We start from the raw sequence: 20919 nt of genomic DNA, 5'->3' as shown, positions 1-20919 counted from the left end.
TTATAAATGAAAAGGTGTTATAAATAATTAGAAATGAGAGGTTATTAACTAACCTCTCACAAATTGAAACATTAATATAAACTATTTACCAGCGTTCTGTTCTTGTGCTGATTGAATAGCTGTTAATGCAATAGTATACACGATATCGTCAACTAACGCACCACGAGACAAGTCATTAACAGGTTTGCGCATACCTTGTAACATTGGACCAATAGATACAAGATCAGCAGAACGCTGTACTGCTTTGTATGTAGTATTCCCCGTATTTAAATCAGGGAAGATAAATACAGTTGCTTTACCCGCTACTTGTGAATTTGGAGCTTTAGATTTAGCCACATCTGGCATTACTGCCGCATCATACTGTAATGGACCGTCAATCATAAGATCTGGGCGTTTTTCTTGAGCAATACGAGTTGCTTCCTTCACTTTCTCAACATCAGCTCCTTGACCTGAACTACCTGTTGAATACGAAATCATCGCTACACGTGGTTCGATACCAAAAGCAATTGCTGTATCTGCTGATTGAATAGCAATTTCAGCAAGTTCTTGTGCATTAGGATCTGGATTTATTGCACAGTCACCATAGATATAAACTTGGTCTGGCATTAACATAAAGAAAACAGATGATACAAGTGAACTACCTGGCGCAGTCTTAATTAATTGTAATGGTGGGCGAATAGTATTAGCTGTCGTATGAACTGCACCTGATACAAGACCATCTACTTCGTTCGCTTCAAGCATCATTGTACCAAGTACGACATTGTCGGCTAATTGTTCACGCGCAATAACTTCGGTCATACCTTTATTTTTACGCAATTCAACTAAACGTGGTACATATTTTTCACGAATTGTATCTGGATCAACGATTTCAACTCCAGCATCTAATGTAACACCTTGAGATGCTGCCACTTTACGAACTTCATCAGGATTACCAATAAGTACACATTTTGCAATATTTCGCTCTGCACAAATTGCAGCAGCTTTAATTGTTCTTGGCTCATCACCCTCTGGTAAAACCACCACTTTTTTTGCATTACGTGCAAGTTCTGTTAATTGATATCTGAATGCTGGTGGTGATAGTCGACGAGCTGAATTCACTACTTCATTTAATGATTTAACCCAGTTAGAATCAATATGATCAGCCACAAAGTTTTGTGTGTTTTCCATACGTTCCTTATCATCAACCGGAATTTCTAAATTAAATTGTTGCAAGTTGATTGAAGTTTGGAATGTATTAGTTTGAACGGTAAACACTGGTAAACCAGTATCAAATGCTGGTTGACATAATTTATAGACTTTTTCATCTATTTCATAACCACCCGTTAATAACACCCCACCGATTGATACGCCATTCATCGCAGCTAAACCAATAGTTACAAGTACATCTGAGCGGTCAGCAGAAGTCACTAATAACGCATTAGGTTGTAGATGACTAATAATATTAGGTACACTTCTAGAACAGAAAGAAATGTGTTTAATACGACGATTTTTAATACCGCCTTCATTGATAATTTTGGCATCAAAATGTTTGGCAATATCAATAGCACGACAAGCACTTAGATCCATATTCCAAGGAATACAACCAAGTACAGGAAGTGGACTAAATTCGTTTAAATCTTTAATCGTGATTTTTTTATCGTCAAATTTTGGAGTATGATAAATTTCTGCAACATCTGGGCGAGCGAGCGATTGCTCTTCAACTGGCGCATTAACTTTATTGACAATTACGCCAACAATTTTTTCATTTTTAATACCACCAAAATTAGAGCGTGCAATTTCAATACGTTCTTTTAATTGTTCAGGTGTGTCTTTACCCATATTGACAACAAATATAATTTCAGCACCAAGAGTTTTAGCGATGTTATTATTTAATTCATTGGCAAAAGGATAATCAGAAGTTGGCACAATACCTTCAACTAATACAACGTCAGCACCTTTGGTATTTTCAGCATATAGGGCAACGATTTCTTCCATTAGCACATCTTGTTGATTTAAACCTAATAAGTTTTCAACATGGCTCATTTTAAGTGGTTTTAAAACTGGAATTGTTGTGTTATTACTAACCAACGTGGTGGTATTATCAGGGGCATCACCGCCCGCTCTTGGCTGGGCAACTGGTTTAAAAACGTTTAAGTTAATACCTTGACGCTCCATAGCTCGAATAACACCAAGACTCACACCTGTTAACCCTACATTGGTTCCGGTTGGGATTAGCATAATAGTACGAGACATAATTGATTTCCTCTTAAATTCTTTATTATGTAAAAACAAACCGCCATTTCGGCGGTTCTAAACGTTTATTAAGCAGTTAGACGCGCAGCATCCTGAGCAATAACAAGTTCTTCATTGGTTGGAATCACCATTGCAACGGCAGAGCCGTCTTTAGTAATTGTACCGCCATGACCAAAACGTGCAGCAAGATTACGTTCTTGATCCAGTTCAAAACCAAGAAGACTTAATTTTTGTAATGCCATACGACGAACTTCTTCAGAATTTTCACCAATACCACCAGTAAATACGATTGCATCTAAACGACCGTCTAAAAGCATTGCATAACCACCAATGTATTTAACTAAACGGTGAACAAAGACATCTAAAGCATTTTTTGCATTTTCATCACTATCATAGTTATCAGTTACATAACGACAATCACTACTTACACCAGTTAATCCTAGTAAACCAGATTTTTTATTTAAAAGATTATTTATATCAGCAACGGACATATTTAAGTTATCGTGTAAGAAGAACATGATAGCAGGATCGATATCACCACTACGTGTACCCATTACTAAACCTTCAAGTGGAGTTAAGCCCATTGAAGTATCAACACATTTACCGTTTTTAACAGCAGTAATTGATGCACCATTACCTAAATGACAAGTAATTACATTTGTTTCTTCTACTGGTTTATTTAATAATTTTGCAGCTTCACGGCTAACGTAATAATGGCTCGTACCATGTGCACCATAACGACGAATACCATGTTTAGTATAAAGTTCGTTAGGAATAGCATACAAATAAGCTTCTTTTGGCATAGTTGTATGGAATGCAGTATCAAAAACAGCCACATTTTTATTTTTTAAATGAGGAAATTCAGCAAAAGCTTCGCGAATACCGATTAAATGTGCAGGATTATGTAAAGGTGCAAATGCTGCTGCTTCTTCAATGCCTTTTAATACTGAATCATCGATTACGACAGATTGAGTATATTTTTCACCACCGTGAACAATACGGTGTCCAATAGATTTAATACTATCTAATAATTCTGGTTTTTGAGGGAAGATGCTATTAACAATAAATCTAATTGCTTCACTATGAGCGGCTCCAGCACCTAAAGAAGCTTCGTTCTTAACACCATCAAGTTTCCACTTAATACGTGCATCAGGAAGATTAAAACATTCAGCTAACCCAGATAAAAATTCATCACCATTTTCAGGGTTAATAATGGCAAATTTTAATGAAGAACTTCCGCAATTAAGAACAAGAGCGTTATTACTTGATGACATAGTAATTCCTATAAATTGAATAAAAAGATATATACCAATCAAAATTGGTAACTCAACACATGATTTTAAATATCGATGTGATTACGTTAAGGTGACTTCTGATATCTTGCTTTTTGAGATAAAATAGAGAGAGTCCCCAATTTGAATGGCATTATTTTAAGACAATAAGAAGTGAATGTCGAGGAATCCCAACAAGATGAATTTAGTTAATACATTTAAGGCTGGACAAAGGTATATGAAGCTTTGTCCTACAGATCAACAATTGATGCATTCATTTCCTGAATTAAAAATCATTAACCACATAAAAACCCTAACAAAATATCTGCCACCTATCATTGTCGGTCTAATTGTTTGGCAATATTATACGCCTGCGCAGCTTGCAGTAACAATTTTAACAATTTTATTTGTCTTGAGCTTACCTTTACAAGGTATATTTTGGTTAGGTCGACGTTCACAATCACCTTTACCTCTTAATTTAGTTGATTGCTATAATCGAATCAAGTTACAACTCATCGAGAAACAAGCATTAGATGTAAATACAAACAAAAATGAAAAATTAACTTTTGAGGCATTCATGCAACTTATCAACTTATCAAAAATTCACTTAGGTAATTATTTTGGGCAAGATGATGATACATCTAACGATTAAAGAAGATTTATTCATGCAAAAATTTTTGGGAAAATTAAAAAGTCAAATCAATGCACTACAACAGGAGATAAATTTATCTGATCAACAGCCTTTTCAAGAACGTTATTTTGATCAGCATTTGTTTAATACAAGCAAAATTGAATCCAATAACCAATTCTATCTTGATAAAATTAAACTCACATATCAAGCTATTTGTGATGCGGCACTCTCCCAGAAATTCTCGCAAATTGAGTTTTTGTCGGAAAAACTTATTGATCAAATCAGTGCCCTTACCCGTGAACTTGCTACAGGATATCTACGTCAACAGCGAACAAATTGTATTATTCAAGAAACACTTGCAGAAAAACACTCAAGACATTTGGATTATCTAAGACGATTACAAGATATGAAATATGAATTTGAACTATCATCAGAATCAATTAATCATATTAAAGTTGCAACATTGGATAATCGAATCTATCGCTGTGAACAAGCAATAAAAAAAATTGAATTAGAAATAGAAAACGATAGCCTAGATTGAATTATAGTATTTGCTTACAACAGAATTAAAATCTTATATTATTTATTTTAAGAATGAATATTTTTAAATCATGGATGTTAAACGCATTGATGCTAAATAACCTTATCTTTCATAATACAAAAACATAGCAATATAAATTTCAAAATCCCAATTATCAATTTACCATTTGATATTGATTTAATAATAAAGGTTTTAATTATTATTAATTTTCTCACCTAGCTGTTCAGTTTTTATATATAATCAGACAGATATTTCAGAGTTTGTTAAATTGTTAATGTGCGGTTTTCTGTATGGATTTACTCCATTAGTTGGAAAAGTTTTCCTCACAGTCTAATATTAATGTGTAGCTCAATCTGCCTAATTATTGTTTACATTCTTCTTTTATATCTCACTATTGAATATTTGTTTTGATGAATATCTGGATACTTTATTTATGCTTTCTTCAATATCAATCATAGAGATATATTATTATATGTCTATTAAACTCCTTTAATTGGATGATGTCTGTTAATCAATATGTTTAAAGGCATTTCATTTTTAATGACATAATACGATTCTTATATCAAAAAAGAATATTGTTACAATTATTATTTATTATCATCTTTTTAAGTTATCTTTATAATGTCATTATCGTCAGCGATTATTAAGGCGCTATTCCCTTTAAATTTTGTATAAGGACTATTTAATGAGTAAAATATTTGATGATAATTCCCAAACTATCGGTCACACGCCTCTAGTTCGTTTAAAGCATTTTGGTAATGGAAATATTTTAGCCAAAGTAGAATCGCGCAATCCCAGTTTTAGCGTTAAATGTCGTATTGCATCGAATATGATTTGGGATGCAGAAAAACGCGGATTATTAACATCGGACGTCGAATTAATCGAGCCAACTAGTGGTAATACAGGTATCGCTCTTGCAACTGTTGCTGCTGCACGAGGCTATAAATTGACTCTAACCATGCCAGAAAGCATGAGTATAGAACGTCGTAAACTACTTAAAGCTTTAGGCGCTAATTTAATATTGACCGAAGCGGTAAAAGGTATGAAAGGTGCGATTGAAAAAGCCGAAGAGATTGTAGCAAGCAATCCTAAGAAAAATATTATGTTACAACAATTTAGCAATCCTGCTAATTCAGAAATTCATGAAAAAACCACAGGACCTGAAATTTGGAATGATACAGATGGTCAAGTAGATATTTTTATTGCTGGTGTCGGTACTGGTGGTACTTTTACTGGTACGGTTCGTTATATCAAAAAAAACCAAGGCAAAAACATAATAGCTGTTGCTGTTGAACCAACTACCTCTCCAGTTATTAGCCAAGCGCTAGCGGGCGAACCAATTAAACCAGGACCACACAACATTCAGGGTATCGGTGCAGGATTTATTCCAGAAAACTTAGATTTAAGTCTGGTTGATTTGGTTGAAAAAGTCACTACCGAACAAGCCATTGAAACAGCTCGTGAATTAATGGAAAAAGAAGGTATATTAGCAGGTATATCATCTGGTGCTGCTGTTTACGCGGCTGATCGTTTAGCAAAATTACCTGAATATGCGAATAAAACCATTGTAGTAATCTTACCCTCTTCAGGTGAACGCTACCTGAGTACCGATTTATTTAGTGGTATTTTTACTGAAAAAGAACTCGGTTAAACCAAATCTTCTAACAAAAAGCACGACCTAATTTAAATCGTGCTTTTTTAAACCTTCTTATTAAGTGGAAAAATAATTATTCATTTTGAATGATACCAAAATGCCGATAAGCATGTGGTGTCGCAATTCTCCCTCTTGGTGTCCTTTGAATATAACCTTGTTGAATCAAAAACGGTTCGAGTACATCTTCAATCGTTTCACGCTCTTCACCTATAGCTGCAGCAATATTATCAAGACCTACCGGCCCACCCAGAAATTTTTCAATAATAGTGAGCAATAACTTTCGGTCCATATAATCAAAACCTTGATTATCTACATCCAACATATCAAGTGCCTGAGCAGCAATTTTTTGATCGATAATACCTTTTGATTTTACATCAGCATAATCACGCACGCGGCGCAATAAGCGATTAGCAATTCTTGGTGTACCACGTGAACGTTTAGCAATTAAATGTGCCCCTTCGTCAGATAAATCCATCCCTAAAAATTTGGCACTTCGACCGACAATATATTCCAAATCTTCAACCCGATAAAATTCCAGGCGCTGTACAATACCAAAACGATCACGTAGCGGCGATGTGAGTGACCCAGCTCGTGTTGTAGCCCCAATTAATGTAAAAGGTGGAAGATCGATCTTAATTGAACGTGCTGCTGGCCCCTCGCCAATCATAATATCCAACTGATAATCTTCCATCGCTGGATATAAAATCTCTTCTACTACAGGTGAAAGACGATGGATTTCATCAATAAATAGTACATCGTTAGGTTCTAAATTGGTTAGCATTGCCGCTAAATCACCTGCTTTTTCTAAAACAGGACCAGAAGTAGTACGCAAATTAACGTCCATTTCATTAGCAACAATATTTGCTAAAGTAGTTTTACCAAGGCCGGGAGGACCAAAAATCAATACATGATCAAGCGCATCACTACGCTGCTTAGCAGCTTGAATAAAAATTTTCATCTGTTCACAAACTTGCGGTTGACCAATGTATTCGTCCAAACATTTAGGACGAATAGCACGATCAAGTGATTCTTCTTCCTTTTGCGCTTGTGGGGCAATCAAACGATCCGCTTCAATCATACTGAATCCCTATTTATAATGCTGCTTTCAAAGCTTCGCGAATGAGTGTTTCACAGTCCATATTAGGCTCTATAACTTTATTGATAATACGACTGGCTTCTTGTGGTTTATAACCTAATGCAATAAGTGCTGACACTGCTTCGCTTTCAATTTGATTGGATGATTTATTAACACTATTCGTTTCAATCATAGTGCTCATTGGTGACAGTTCTTTAGAAAAACGTTTAAGACGATCTTTCATTTCGACAATCAAACGTTCAGCTGTTTTGTTCCCGACCCCAGGCAACTTCACTAAAGTCTTAATTTCTCCCTGCTCCACCGCATTGATAAATTGTTGAGCTGACATACCAGATAAAATCGCTAATGCCAATTTTGGACCAACACCATTAACTTTAATTAACTCACGAAATAGTTCTCGCTCTTGTTCTTGATTAAAACCATACAATAGTTGAGCATCTTCACGTACGGCAAAATGGGTTAATACAATAACCTCTTGACCATTTTCCGGTAATTCATAAAAACAGGTCATTGGCATAAAAACCTCGTAACCGACTCCACGAACTTCAATTAACACTTTAGGAGGTTGCTTTTCAATAATGGTTCCACGTAGACGACCTATCACAATTTATCCTTAATAATCCGATGTTAGTTACACAAGTTATAGCTAAAAAACACAATATTTGATAATTTTTATTGTTTGAAAATTAGGTTTAATTTGCAAAGCAATGGTAGCAAAAATTTGAATTCTTTATCAGTTAGTTTACCTGATAGAAAAAAATTAATAAAGAAAAACTGTATAAATAGACAGGCAAATGGTTTTTAAATCCTTTAATTAACATTGAAATAGATGATTTATATTAGATATTTATATACATAATACTGGTAAATATCGCCAAATGTATTTATAGTATTGACTATCAATTAAGCAGTTGAGTTATTTATTTTTTTAGAACACCTCAAGCTATTAAGGAGCCTTATACGTGATTAGTCAAATCAAAAACCTGTATCCGGATAAAAATAATGAAGACAGCTATTATGGATTTATAAGAGCATTAGATGAAAAAAATGATTATTATTTTACAAAAAAAGATTTAAGTAATTTAAACATTGATGAATTGAAAATAGGCTCTCGAGTTACTTTTACAGCTAATGAAAAAGACTCAGGAATAAGATTCGCCACGAACATTAAACTTTTAAATAATCAAGAAACAAAAAATAATGAGCAGAATTTGTCTGATGATAATTCATTGGAGAATAATATTGATGCTAAATCTTATAAAACTCGTTTAATTGATTCTGTGCTACAAATCAAATCCATAACAGATCCTATTGCATTTGAAGATTCAGTATTTGATTTATTAAAATTAATTGGTTTAAATAAAATATTTCAATTCGATCGCGACTGCCAAGCAGGTAAAGCTGATGGTTTTTTTATTATTGATAATTTAGCTGTAATGTATGACTGTACATTGAAAAGCGATTTTGAATCTTATAAAGAAGAACAAATAGAAAATTATATTAATAAGCTTAACCAAAAATCACAACTGACATTCAACATAAAAAAAATTGATGGTGGTATTACACCAAAAACAATGGTACTTACAGGTAAAAATAAACAAGTCTGGATTGTAACCAAAGGTGAAAGCAAAGAAATAAATGATTATGATAATGTCAAAGTCAAGGAAATTTCGATACACGATTTGTGTGAAATTTTTAAAAAAAGGTTAAGCGATATGACTTATGATAATGAAAAATTAGTTAATGATTTTATTTTTATTGGTAAATAATTCTATCAAATTAAGCAGAAAGAAATTAGTATTGTTCTTTCTGCCTATTTGAATTCTGAAATTAAATCAATTCAAATTCAAAATATTTATTATAGCAAATAAAGATTGTTTAAAATGGCATTTTAAAACCGGGAGGTAATTGCATACCACCAGTCACTTGAGCCATGCGTTCTTTTTGAGCATCATCTAAACGACGGGTTGCATCATTGTATGCTGCGGCAATCAGATCCTCCAGCATTTCTTTGTCATCTTCAGTAACTAAAGAAGGATCAATTTCAACACGTTTACAGTTATGTGCACCATTTATAGTAACTTTAACCAATCCTGCACCTGATTCACCCGTCACCTCTAATTTAGCAATTTCTTCCTGTGCTTGTTGCATTTTTGCTTGCATTTGTTGAGCTTGCTTCATTAAATTACCTAAACCACCTTTTCCGCCTGAAAACATATTTATTCCTCATTAAAAAAAATTTAGCCCATAATTATACAGGACGAATACTCGCCTCATCAATCTTCGCTTCAAAATATTGACAGATCATCGACACTTTTGGATCTTCATTTATGGTCACTTTAGCTTGTGTAAGCTTTTGTTGATACAGATCTTCACGCATTTCTAAAGGCGTTTTATTATTCTTATTATCATCTAGAATAATCTTTACTTTTAATGCTCGTTGACGATGATTAGCTAAAATTTTTTCTATTTTAGTCACATTACAAGATGAGTTAACCAGATGTTTTAACGCTGAGCGCATATGTAAAATAATATTATTTTCATCAATTTGTTCAATAAATGAATTACTAACAATTTGTCTGATTAACGGCGATAAATCTAGCCGTTCTATTTCAGCACACCATGCATCTTTTTGTGCCGTTTCCTCAATTAATTTTTTCGTTATTGCAGGAGTTTTATCTCCATTGAGCGATTCCCGGAACGTTTTAGTGTCAATAATTAAATCATCTTTAGTCTCAACATAACCGCAAGCTTGCCACTGATAATTTTCAGCAGTAATGACTTCTTGGGTTTCGTTGTCACTTTCATCTTTATCAATAGTTTTTAACTCTACTTGTGTATTATCAGTAAGTTGAGAAATGTTTTTAGCATAAGATATTGGTGAATGGATTATCTCGGTTTTTGGATCTAATGACTCAACTTTGGATTTAAACTTTTTTGTTTTTTGTTCCCCTTTCAATAATTGCATTCGCATTTCTAATATATTTTTTGTAACAGATGATGCATCATCGGGAATCGATACATCTTGAACACTTGAATGTTCAACAGGCATAGGCTGAGAGTCAATCAATATATTGTTATTTTGATCTGAAATTAAGTGAGATTTAGACTCTGCATTGCTCTTTTTTTTTGATAAAAATTGAGTGGATTGTAACTGAGACTTTGGTTCAGGTACATCTCGTAACTCAACCTGTGGCTTAATATTGGATTTAGGTTCTGTAGTTTTATTAATATTTTTAGGCATGAAAGCTAAAGCACGTAAAAAGCTCATTTCAGTGCCAATTTTTTTATCAGGAGCAAATGCCAAATCCTTTCTACCCATTAATAGGATTTGGTAATATAACTGTACATCGTTTGGCGCCATATGCTTTGCTAAAAAACGAATACGCTCTTCTTGGTCTATGTAATCACCTAATGCCGTTGGTACAACTTGCAACAGAGCTATTTGATGTAAAAGTGCAATACTTTCTGCTAACAAACAATCCCAATTTGCACCTTGCGTAGCTGCCATATCAATATGCTGCATTAAGGTATTACCTTCATTATGGTAAAGTGCTTCAATCAGTGAAAAAGGGATAGATTTATCAAGAGTACCTAACATCATCTTAACTGATGCAGCATCAACTTCACCATTACCAAGTGCAATGGCTTGGTCCGTTAAGCTTAATGCATCACGCATACTGCCATTCGCGGCTTTAGCCAATAACGAAATAGCTTTAGGATCGCTTTTAATCTGCTCCAATTTTAAAATATGAGAAAGTTGCCCAGCAATTAGCGAAGTATCAAGTACATTTAAATGTAAATGCAAGCAGCGCGACAATATAGTTATTGGTAATTTTTGGGGATCAGTTGTGGCTAACAAAAATTTGACATGTTCTGGTGGTTCTTCTAATGTTTTAAGTAGTGCATTAAAGCTACTGCGTGATAACATATGCACTTCATCAATGAGATAAATTTTAAATCGACCTTTAGTAGGGAGATATTGAACATTATCCAAGATCTCTCTAGTATCTTCTACTTTAGTCCTAGAAGCAGCATCGATTTCAAGTAGATCAACAAAGCGTCCTAACTCAATATCACGGCAATTATCACATACACTACAAGGTGTGGCTGTTATGCCCGTTTCGCAGTTTAAACCTTTTGCTAATAAACGAGCAATAGATGTTTTTCCAACGCCTCGAGTACCTGAAAATAGATAAGCATGATGAACTCGTTCTAGAGATAGCGCATTAGATAAAATTTTTAAAACATGCTGCTGACCTACCACTTCTGAAAATGATTTTGGTCGCCATTTACGTGCTAGAACTTGATAACTCATAATCACCATTACTTTTTATGAATGAAATTGGTTTTTATCATAGCATAAAGTCCTAAATTAGTCTGCAACAAGCCAATAACCGACTTAATATTGGACAACTGGTTTTTACATAAATGTAAGCTTATTCTGAAACTTTTTACAAAATAGAAATTAATTGATTACTTCACTCTCAGGCTGAATAAAATTGTAAATGATAAATTCTGATCACTAAAAAATCCTTATTTAATAAAAAATAAGCCAATCACTATTAACTAACAGTTAAGATCTCGTAACCGAGATATGTACAGTTTTCATATGATATGATATTTTAGGAATATTTTCACTTTGATATTAAAAAATTTTGAATATTTTAACAACACTAAAAAATAATTCTGACATTCCGTTTGAAATTTCAAACGGGATTGAGATGTATTCATCCTATATTGAATATTCAGAGTCCAAACCAAAAATAAAAATAGGTTATGGAACTAAGTTTAATTCAGCATCGATAACAATTCGGAACGGTGGAGAGTTAGAAATTGGCGATCTGTGTGAATTAAGAGGTCGAATTATCATTGAATCAAACTGCAAATTAACTATAGGTAATGGGTTGATTTGTAATGATATGATTTTCATACATGTAGCAGAAAATGGTGCAATTTCTATCGGTGACGACTGTTTATTTGCTAATTGTAGGATCTACAATTCAGACATGCATGGTATTTTTGATAGGCAAACTGGCAAAAGAATAAATCGTTCTAAAGATGTTGTCATTGAAGATAAAGTTTGGTTAGCACGCGATACGATTATATTAAAAGGTGCAAGAATCAATAAAGGCTGCGTTGTTGGAGCTGGAACTCTTGTTAATGGATCATTTATTGATTTTTCAATGATTGCTGGCTCTCCGGCCAAAATAATAAAAACAGGAATAGTATGGACGCGCAACATTACCGAAACGCTTCCAGCCCTGATTCATCCTGATTTTTCCCTCAGTAAATTCTGTTCACTTGCTATGCAATTTAAACATGATGAAGTAATTTCCATTGGTATATCACTTTGGAGTAAAAGACAGAAGATCTCAGAATCGGATTATTATATTATTTATTATTTAGCCCGAGCTATTTTACTTAAGCATTTTACGCAACCAAATATTGATACTATAAAAATTAGTAACACAGACATCACACTCGTTGAAGTGTATGAGACATTATATGATTGCTTTGAAAAAAGTAAAAGAAAGAACTGGCCATGTGGGTGTTACGCAAGACTCGCAGCCAAATATGCGGGCAATACCAAACAAGCCGATCACTTATATAACATAATAAAACCTTTCTTTCCAAGTATTGATGAATCTCTATTTAATTAATACATAATAAATTATTCATAACATTTTTTGAAGAAAGTAAATTAGTAACAATGATTTGTGATCTCAGATCTGGATAAAATATGGAAACGAATTTTCAATAGTATAATGTTCGCAATGAAGCAAAGATACTCTAAAATGAGTACCACAAATAGTATAACTCATTGAGTTTATATATTCGTGCCATATTAAAATTACTAATGTAGTTATAATTCAAAAAAATAAATCTTTATCATTCTGACTAACACAAGGCAAGCTATACTAAAAGTAGTATTTTTAACTTAAAGGTATAGCTAGCCTAAAACTTTTTTACAAATTTAATTTTGATTTAAATAAGACCAAGCATACTGAGCATAGAGTTCAGCACCTAATGCCATACCATCTTCATCCACGTTAAAACATCCATGATGATGTGGCCACTGTGTATCTTTATCAGGATTACCCGAACCAACTAAAGCAAAAGCACCTGGTATATTTTCCGTATAGTAACTAAAATCCTCCCCCCCTGTAGTTGGTGCCTCAAAATAAAGTGCCTGTTCACCAAATGATTGGACAATTACTTTTTGTGCTAGTAATGCGCTTTCTTTATCATTAATAACAGGTAGGGTGCCATAGATATATTCTACTTCTGCTGTTGCTCGGTACATTGCGGCAATTTGATTAGCATAACGTCGAATTGCCGATTCAATTTTGTCACGTACAGTAATATTAAAGCAACGTACCGTTCCTTCTAATACCGCATTTTCAGCAATTACATTAAAACGGGTACCTACATCCATACGACCGATTGTAACAACAGCAGGATCAAGCGGTGATATTTCGCGCGAAACAATAGATTGAACATTCATAACAAATGCAGAAGCGACCATTACCGCATCAACAGTGTCATGTGGCATAGAGCCATGCCCCCCTCTTCCTTTAAAACGCACAGTCAACAAATCAGCAGAAGCAAAACTCGAACCGACTACACAAGATATTTTACCAATAGGCATCTGTGACCAAATATGCATACCAAATGCACTATCTATACCATCAAGCACACCTTGTTTAACCATGCTTTTGGCACCTTGAGCTATTTCTTCAGCAGGTTGAAAAACAAGCCTTACATTACCTTTTAATTGCTCACGAATTTTATAAAGCACTCTTGCAGCTGCCAGTAACATTGATGCATGAGTATCGTGACCGCAAGCGTGCATTTTACCATCAAACATTGATTTATAATCAATGTTTTCACTAAGCTCTTGTACAGGTAAAGCATCAATATCTGCTCTGAGTAAGATTCTTTTACCTGGCTTGCCTCCTTCAATTTCAGCAATAATACCTGTAGGCTCAGTACGACGATAGGCAATTCCTATTTTATCTAATTCTTGAGCTATTCTATCTGTGGTTCTAAACTCTTCCCATGGTAATTCTGGATGACGATGAAGATCGCGACGAAAAGCGACCATCTCATCAAGATTTTGTTGTATTAATTTTTTTATGTTTTTATTCGTCATTTCACTGCCTTCAATATTTCTATTAATTATATTTTTGATTAAATTAGATATTTTCTTGCTGTCATCAAATAAATATTATTAATCTTTTTTATGCTACAAGTCATTTTTAATTAACGTATTTATTTAGATTTGTTAGATTTTATAATGATTTATTACACTACAAATACTGTTTTTCTATTATATTCAATTTATTATCGTTGCAGGTCCTACTATCATATTCACCATAATACCTGCTAATACGACTGAAACGATGGTTACGGATATAAATCCTCCAATCAACATTGGTGGTAACATATGACTGGTTAGCACTTCTTTTTCTTTTGGATCTCTAGTTAAATTATTAATAACTTCATTAGTAATGATGTAATCAGCAGGAAAACCATACAATGCTGTAAGTGCAATTGAAAAAGCTAATTCTTTACTCACTTTTAATATCTTACCCACAACAACCGAACAAATGAACATCCCGACAACTGCAGATAAAATGAAGATAATTAAGGGAGTTAGCAAACGTACAAGCATTTCAGGTGTGGCTCGGCTTAAAGTATCGAAAATAAACAACATCAACCCCATCACAGTAATTCCAAACCCACCTGCTTTTTTTAATGGATGGCGTTCTAAAAAACCAAAAGTTGCAGCAATCACACCAAATAACAAACATAATACAAAAGGGCTGACACTCATAATTGGTTTAAAAACTTCAGAAACTAAGTAAGCCAATAAACCGATGACCGCAATACGTAAAAAAATAAAATACGATGAATTGTAGTTAGCAGGAATTTTTGCAAATAAACTTGGCATTGGAATTTCATCCGACGATATCGCTTGTTGTTTATCAATGGATGATTTTGAATCATTACTTATCTGCCAAGTGCCTGCATGATATTGTTTTAAAATTTTTCGTCCTTCTCGCTTAAGCATAATGGAAGTAAGGGGATAACCGATAAATCCTTGCATCACATAAATAATAATGGCAAAGACGGCCAAATCTGGCAATCCAGCTTGGGTTGCACCATTTGCCATAATAATTGCTGAAACAATACCACCCACTAAAGGAGGAATAGCAACAACTACTGTATTAAAATCAAAAAATAGATAACCAATTATAATAGACACAATGATAATGCCAAAAATTCCAGCAAGAGTAATTAAGATGGTTTTCCATTGTAATAATAATTCCCTAACCGATAAAAGAGTACCCATGTTGACAATGAGTAAATACATAAACATAACAGCAACCACTGTTGGTATACCTGCTCGTGCTACAATATCGGCGGGAAAGAATGTCCAGTACCCTAATAAAAAAAGTACTGCACAAATAAATACAGAAGGAACCCATGCTTTGGTGCGGATTGAAACGATATCTCCAAGATAAAGAATAGCCAGTAACAGTACTAATGCCAACATTTGTGGCATGTCATTCATAGGTGACATAAAAACTCCATTTTTACTATTTTTTGATTTACTTTTTAGAAATACTATATTTTTTCGTTAATCGTTATTATAGTCAAGAATTCATCAAGTTATATATTTTTTATTATAAATTCTTTAATTTCCTCTAAAAATAAATTTCCATATTTTTCCAATTTGATTTTTCCCACTCCAGTAATATTAATCAGTTCTTTTTTACTTTCTGGCGTTGTTTGTACCATTTCTAATAATGTTGCATCACTAAAAATAATATAAGGTGGAACATCTTCAGTATCAGCAATATCTTTACGTAATCTTTTAAGATTATTAAATAAAATACGTTCTTCAAAAGATAACATTGCCGTCATATTTATTGATCGAGCATAACGATTTAAGCGGCTTTTTTTAACAATTTCAAGACGAGGTTTGGCTAAGGATAATGGAATTTCACCCCTAAGTAACTTTCTTGCTTCTTGAGTCAGTTGTAAAGTTGGTAAAGTTGAAGAAGTTAAAATATTTTGAACCAAATAACCTAAGTGAATTAATTGTCGAATCACACTTAACCAATAATTACTCGATTGACTTTTACCAATACCATAAACAGACAGCTTATCATGACCATTTTCTTTAATTTGAGATCGAGCAGAACCTCGTAAGACATTAACAATGTATTGTGCACCATAACGTTGTTCTACTCGGTAAATACAAGATAAAACTTTTTGTGCATCAATTAAACCATCATACTGTTCTGGAGGATAAAGACAAATATCACAATTATTGCAAGGCTCATTTCTTATTTCGCCAAAATAGTTTAGTAAAACCATTCGTCTACAAGTTAAACTTTGTGCAAAAGATTCCATAGCATCGATTTTATGTTGTTCAATTTCTTTATGTACTCCATCCGTTTTTTCAGAGATTTGTTGATAATACCAATTCAAATCATTTTTTTTATACAATAAAATAGCTTCTGCTGGTACTCCATCTCGCCCCGCTCTGCCCGTTTCTTGATAATAGGCTTCGATAGTTCTAGGACAATCAGCATGAACAACAAATCTAACATTAGGTTTATTAATACCCATTCCAAATGCTACAGTAGCAACAATGATTTGCACATTATCTTTCAAAAAAGCTTCCTGAGCATTTTGACGCTCACTATAAGAAAGACCAGCATGGTAAGCAATAACAGAAAATCCCCGAGTTGCAAGTCGAGTCGTCATATCTTCGACTTTAGAACGGCTCGAACAATAAATTATACCGCTATTCCCTTTTTGAGTTTCAATAAAACAAACTACCTGTTCTGTTAAGTTAAATTTTTCAACAACTGTATATCGAATATTAGGTCGATCAAAACTACGAACAACAACCAAAGGATCGACTAACTGTAATTGATGAATAATATCCGCTTGTGTCATCTTATCGGCTGTTGCGGTTAACGCTACAATTGGAACGTTAGGAAACCGAGTGGACAATTGTCCAAGTTGTCGATAATCAGGCCTGAAATCATGCCCCCATTGTGATATACAGTGGGCTTCATCAATAGCAATAAGTGATGGAGGATGACTTTGAATCATTGAAATAAATGAACCTACAGCAAGTCTCTCAGGCGATATGTATAATAACTTTATCGAGTGTTTTAAATATTTATCTATTACCTCTTGCTGTTCTGCCAAGGACTGCGTAGCATTGAGAAGAGCAGCTGGAATACCGTTAGCAAGCAGTTGATCAACCTGATCTTTCATTAATGAGATTAATGGGGAAATGATTAATGCAGTACTAGGTAGTAATACTGCCGGAATTTGATAACATAGCGATTTTCCCCCACCAGTTGGTATAATTGTTAATGTATCTCGACCATCGATAATTGATTCAATAATTTCTTTCTGCTGATTTCTAAATGATTTATATCCAAACACATTGTGTAGAACATCTTCAATCTGATCTTTTATCGACATATTAACCAAAACAAATAACTCATTAAACAATTCGGGGGAGTATAGCTAAAATAATTTCAACAAACCACCTCATACTCATATTTATTTGCTATATCGGAAGGCATAATTTTTTCATGAATGATAATAATGTAAAATAATCTCACTTTCATCCTCTTTAACTCAACAATTAAACACCAATTATTGGCTACTTTATAATCTTTATGCTTCGACAGATTAAAAAAACAGCTATTTTTAAATTTTTTACTTGATACAAATCGAATTGCCCGTTAATATTTGCGTGTTTCCGATATACGCCCGTAGCTCAGTTGGTTAGAGCATCACCTTGACATGGTGGGGGTCAGTGGTTCGAGTCCACCCGGGCGTACCATCCTAAAGCCTTATGCGAAAAGGCTTCAAAAGAATTAATCTTCATCACAATTTTAATAAAGGGGTAAAACTGGGGTAAAACTCGTACCATTTTTAGCAAATTTTTGCGATCCACTTTCCAACTTTTCACTTCAATTCACACTCCAAAAAAATATTAGTTTATGATGAATAAAACTAACTAACCTTTCATAACTAGATCACAATAAACTACACAAAAACGATTTACATACTAACCGACCCAGATAACGATTCAATTTACAATTGCAAAAATGATTCGTACCTGATTTTTCCGTCACTTGATGTCAATAAAGAATGGTGGTGTTTTTATCGAAACAATGGATTAAATAAAGTTGGTATTTTTAAATCGTATCAATCTGCCGTTGAACATTGTAAGTTAAAGATTGATTTATAGATTTAGATCATAATATAATGCAATTTTTTAAAAGGAATTTTTAACTATTATGGGCTTTAGGACTTGGTTTTATCAAAAAACTGGAATTAAATTAAAAAGAAATTTAAATAAAATATCGGCAAAATTAGATGGTGGTATACACGTTAATGAAGAAGTCCATAATAAAGTTATCTTAGATAGCACACCTAAAAATAAAGAAAGTAACGAGCAACCTAGTGATAAAAATAACGAAGAAAACTCGGAAATCACAGAAGTAACAGCAGCTACAGAAAATAACCAATTGAATCTTGATAGTTATGTTAATTTTGGTGCTATTGTGCATGAATCATCAGTTATTGGTCAATACACATATCTCAATAGTAATGCGCTTGTTAATAGTCATGTAACTATTGGTAAATTTTGTTCAATAGCTTGTGATGTGATAATTGCTCCAGATCCTCACCCTCTAAACTGGCTATCAACACATCCCTTCCAATGCGATCCTCAATGGGCTAATTCGATTGGTGTAACTGGGGAACATTTCATTGCATCCAACAACTATACAATAATAAAAAATGATGTTTGGATTGGCGCTAAAGCTGTAATTAAGCGTGGAATAACAATAGGGAATGGAGCAATCATAGGATCATGTGCCATGGTAACAAAAGATGTTCCTGATTATGCTATTGTTGCCGGCAATCCTGCTAAAATAATTAGATACCGATTTAGCCAAGATATAATAGAAAAACTTAGTAAATTGGAATGGTGGAACCTCCCAGTTGAAGCATTGAGGGAGGTTAAATTTAATGATATCGATACCGCCATAGTTCAACTATCTGAATTAAATAATAGCGGTTAATTATTTAACCGTTATTATCATTAGTGACAATCGGATTTAACACAGACGGGATTAATTCATCCTGTTCAGTTCTTTCTGGCATGTCAAGACGCAAATCAATCCAACGCCCATCAGGAATATCAATAGGCTCCCCTGCCACAATCTTACACAATTTAGTGCTAAATTTTCTAGTATAGGTTTTGACCGTAATTACATTATCGTCAACTGAATATTCGGCAAATATTTTTTTATTACCGTTTGCATCTTCAGGTAGTGTGATGTACCAACCATCCTTTGCAAATCCTAAACTACCATGAATCTCATAATGCCCCACATCAATGCGTATAGCTTTGACACCATGAGCCATACTATTAACTAAACCACACCCTGACTGAGTAAAACCATCAACAGCATCAATATCATCATTGGCAAACAACTGCACTATTGGCGATGCTTTTTTTAAGGTTCCGTTACTATCAACCGTTGAGTTAGCTGTTGTAATGACTTCATACAATGGCTGTGCCCCTTTGGCTGTTTTACATCGGTAATAAATATTTGGTTTTTCACCATTAACTACCGCTATTTGCTCTACGCGATATGCAGAACTGTTACTAGGATATACAATCAGCGTCAATGTGTTATTCCCCGATAATTCTGGAAATGATGTACTACGCCCCTGATAAAATCCTCCTACCAAATGGTCGTTAAAATTAGTAGCAACTGCACCCATTAATGCCCCAAGACCAAAATCCCCCATTTTTAGAACGGTCTTATTATTGATGGTAACATTGTCAGTATTTTCAAAATCCCACTGGTTTTGTTTGCATTTGAATTGCAGCAATGTATGTTTTTGCCCTGTTTCGACATCATGATACTGAAACAAAAATCCATCATCATTAGCACTATTTACAACGGACGCTTTATTATCAATAGGGAATTTTATCCCTGACGTATCGGCAATAAGTTGCCCGTACATTGCATCTCCCGATTTATTAATAAATTTGGATAGATCAATTGTATCAGCGTATTTTTTAGTTTGATCTCGCAATTCGCTAACCTGTTGTAAGATTTCTGGCGTTATAATCTCTGCATTAGTCGGATTGATCAGTAAATCATTTAATGAACCATCTGGAGTATCGGCTAATATCTGAATTGTGCCCAAAGTATTTTTATTATATCCCTCTATTACCAACCATGTATCATATTCACATGGTTGTAAATTTAGGTGATATTGTCCGTTTGTTATATTGGTCTGAATATAGGTATTTTCTATAACATTAGAGGTAGTGCGCATTGCTCGCAGCAACAGCAAACCATTAATCGGCTCGCCTAGCCCATTTTGTAAAACTCCTGAAATAATTGTCATTTTCTCTCCAATTTT

At 33.9% G+C, this 20919-nt stretch carries 16 protein-coding genes and 1 tRNA gene; 7 read left to right on the top strand and 10 right to left on the bottom strand.

Annotated elements, in window-relative coordinates; translation table 11 throughout:
* Positions 1-81: 81 nt before the first annotated feature.
* Positions 82-2232: a phosphate acetyltransferase gene (gene pta / locus J3U13_RS05875; protein WP_267340769.1), complete on the bottom strand. Its 2151-nt coding sequence runs from the start codon at positions 2230-2232 to the stop codon at positions 82-84.
* Positions 2233-2300: 68 nt separating this feature from the next.
* Positions 2301-3506 (bottom strand): acetate kinase, encoded by a 1206-nt coding sequence (locus J3U13_RS05870; RefSeq protein WP_267340768.1) that lies wholly within the window; start codon positions 3504-3506, stop codon positions 2301-2303.
* 196 nt (positions 3507-3702) lie between these two features.
* Between J3U13_RS05870 and yfbV the strand changes: the two genes are divergently transcribed.
* The 3 genes from yfbV to cysK all read left to right on the top strand — a co-directional run bounded on the left by yfbV (position 3703) and on the right by cysK (position 6326).
* On the top strand, positions 3703-4155 hold the full coding sequence (gene yfbV / locus J3U13_RS05865; protein WP_267340767.1) for a terminus macrodomain insulation protein YfbV: 453 nt from the start codon (positions 3703-3705) through the stop codon (positions 4153-4155).
* A 13-nt stretch (positions 4156-4168) separates the two neighbouring features.
* Positions 4169-4675 carry a primosomal replication protein PriC gene (priC, locus tag J3U13_RS05860; protein WP_267340766.1) on the top strand — a complete coding sequence of 169 codons (507 nt, stop codon included), beginning with the start codon at positions 4169-4171 and terminating at the stop codon, positions 4673-4675.
* Positions 4676-5360: 685 nt separating this feature from the next.
* A complete protein-coding gene (gene cysK / locus J3U13_RS05855; protein ID WP_267340765.1) occupies positions 5361-6326 on the top strand; it encodes a cysteine synthase A in 966 nt (321 codons plus the stop codon).
* Between the two features lie 76 nt (positions 6327-6402).
* Here the strand turns inward: cysK and ruvB are convergent, their stop codons facing one another.
* Both ruvB and ruvA read right to left on the bottom strand, forming a co-directional pair.
* Positions 6403-7407, bottom strand: coding sequence for a Holliday junction branch migration DNA helicase RuvB (gene ruvB / locus J3U13_RS05850; RefSeq protein ID WP_267340764.1), 1005 nt, complete (start codon positions 7405-7407; stop codon positions 6403-6405).
* Positions 7408-7420: 13 nt separating this feature from the next.
* Positions 7421-8029: a Holliday junction branch migration protein RuvA gene (gene ruvA, locus J3U13_RS05845; RefSeq protein ID WP_267340762.1), complete on the bottom strand. Its 609-nt coding sequence runs from the start codon at positions 8027-8029 to the stop codon at positions 7421-7423.
* 358 nt (positions 8030-8387) lie between these two features.
* Here ruvA and J3U13_RS05840 point away from each other — a divergent pair, with 358 nt between their 5' ends.
* Positions 8388-9194, top strand: coding sequence for a cold-shock protein (locus J3U13_RS05840; protein ID WP_267340761.1), 807 nt, complete (start codon positions 8388-8390; stop codon positions 9192-9194).
* Positions 9195-9303: 109 nt separating this feature from the next.
* Here the strand turns inward: J3U13_RS05840 and J3U13_RS05835 are convergent, their stop codons facing one another.
* Both J3U13_RS05835 and dnaX read right to left on the bottom strand, forming a co-directional pair.
* The gene (locus J3U13_RS05835) at positions 9304-9642 is read right to left on the bottom strand and encodes a YbaB/EbfC family nucleoid-associated protein (RefSeq protein WP_086271892.1); all 339 of its coding nucleotides are present in this window, start codon (positions 9640-9642) and stop codon (positions 9304-9306) included.
* A 34-nt stretch (positions 9643-9676) separates the two neighbouring features.
* The gene (dnaX, locus tag J3U13_RS05830) at positions 9677-11743 is read right to left on the bottom strand and encodes a DNA polymerase III subunit gamma/tau (protein ID WP_267340758.1); all 2067 of its coding nucleotides are present in this window, start codon (positions 11741-11743) and stop codon (positions 9677-9679) included.
* A 406-nt stretch (positions 11744-12149) separates the two neighbouring features.
* Between dnaX and J3U13_RS05825 the strand changes: the two genes are divergently transcribed.
* A complete protein-coding gene (locus tag J3U13_RS05825; RefSeq protein WP_267340757.1) occupies positions 12150-13088 on the top strand; it encodes an acyltransferase in 939 nt (312 codons plus the stop codon).
* A 314-nt stretch (positions 13089-13402) separates the two neighbouring features.
* Here J3U13_RS05825 and J3U13_RS05820 read toward each other — a convergent pair whose 3' ends face one another.
* From J3U13_RS05820 to recQ, 3 genes are all read right to left on the bottom strand, one after another.
* Complete coding sequence (locus tag J3U13_RS05820) at positions 13403-14581, bottom strand: M20 family metallopeptidase (protein WP_267340756.1); 1179 nt, start codon at positions 14579-14581, stop codon at positions 13403-13405.
* 183 nt (positions 14582-14764) lie between these two features.
* The gene (locus J3U13_RS05815) at positions 14765-15997 is read right to left on the bottom strand and encodes a hypothetical protein (protein ID WP_416380642.1); all 1233 of its coding nucleotides are present in this window, start codon (positions 15995-15997) and stop codon (positions 14765-14767) included.
* 107 nt (positions 15998-16104) lie between these two features.
* A complete protein-coding gene (gene recQ / locus J3U13_RS05810; protein ID WP_267340753.1) occupies positions 16105-17943 on the bottom strand; it encodes a DNA helicase RecQ in 1839 nt (612 codons plus the stop codon).
* A 290-nt stretch (positions 17944-18233) separates the two neighbouring features.
* Between recQ and J3U13_RS05805 the strand changes: the two genes are divergently transcribed.
* Together J3U13_RS05805 and J3U13_RS05800 are read left to right on the top strand one after the other, a co-directional pair.
* Positions 18234-18310, top strand: a tRNA-Val gene (locus J3U13_RS05805).
* Between the two features lie 460 nt (positions 18311-18770).
* Positions 18771-19559 carry a CatB-related O-acetyltransferase gene (locus tag J3U13_RS05800; protein ID WP_267340752.1) on the top strand — a complete coding sequence of 263 codons (789 nt, stop codon included), beginning with the start codon at positions 18771-18773 and terminating at the stop codon, positions 19557-19559.
* Positions 19560-19563: 4 nt separating this feature from the next.
* Here J3U13_RS05800 and J3U13_RS05795 read toward each other — a convergent pair whose 3' ends face one another.
* Positions 19564-20904, bottom strand: a complete 1341-nt coding sequence (locus J3U13_RS05795) for a prophage tail fiber N-terminal domain-containing protein (protein WP_267340751.1) — start codon at positions 20902-20904, stop codon at positions 19564-19566.
* Positions 20905-20919: the final 15 nt, after the last annotated feature.

The organism is Gilliamella sp. B2887, assembly GCF_026537015.1.
GTDB lineage: Bacteria > Pseudomonadota > Gammaproteobacteria > Enterobacterales > Orbaceae > Gilliamella.
This window is presented reverse-complemented; position numbering and strand designations above follow the sequence as displayed.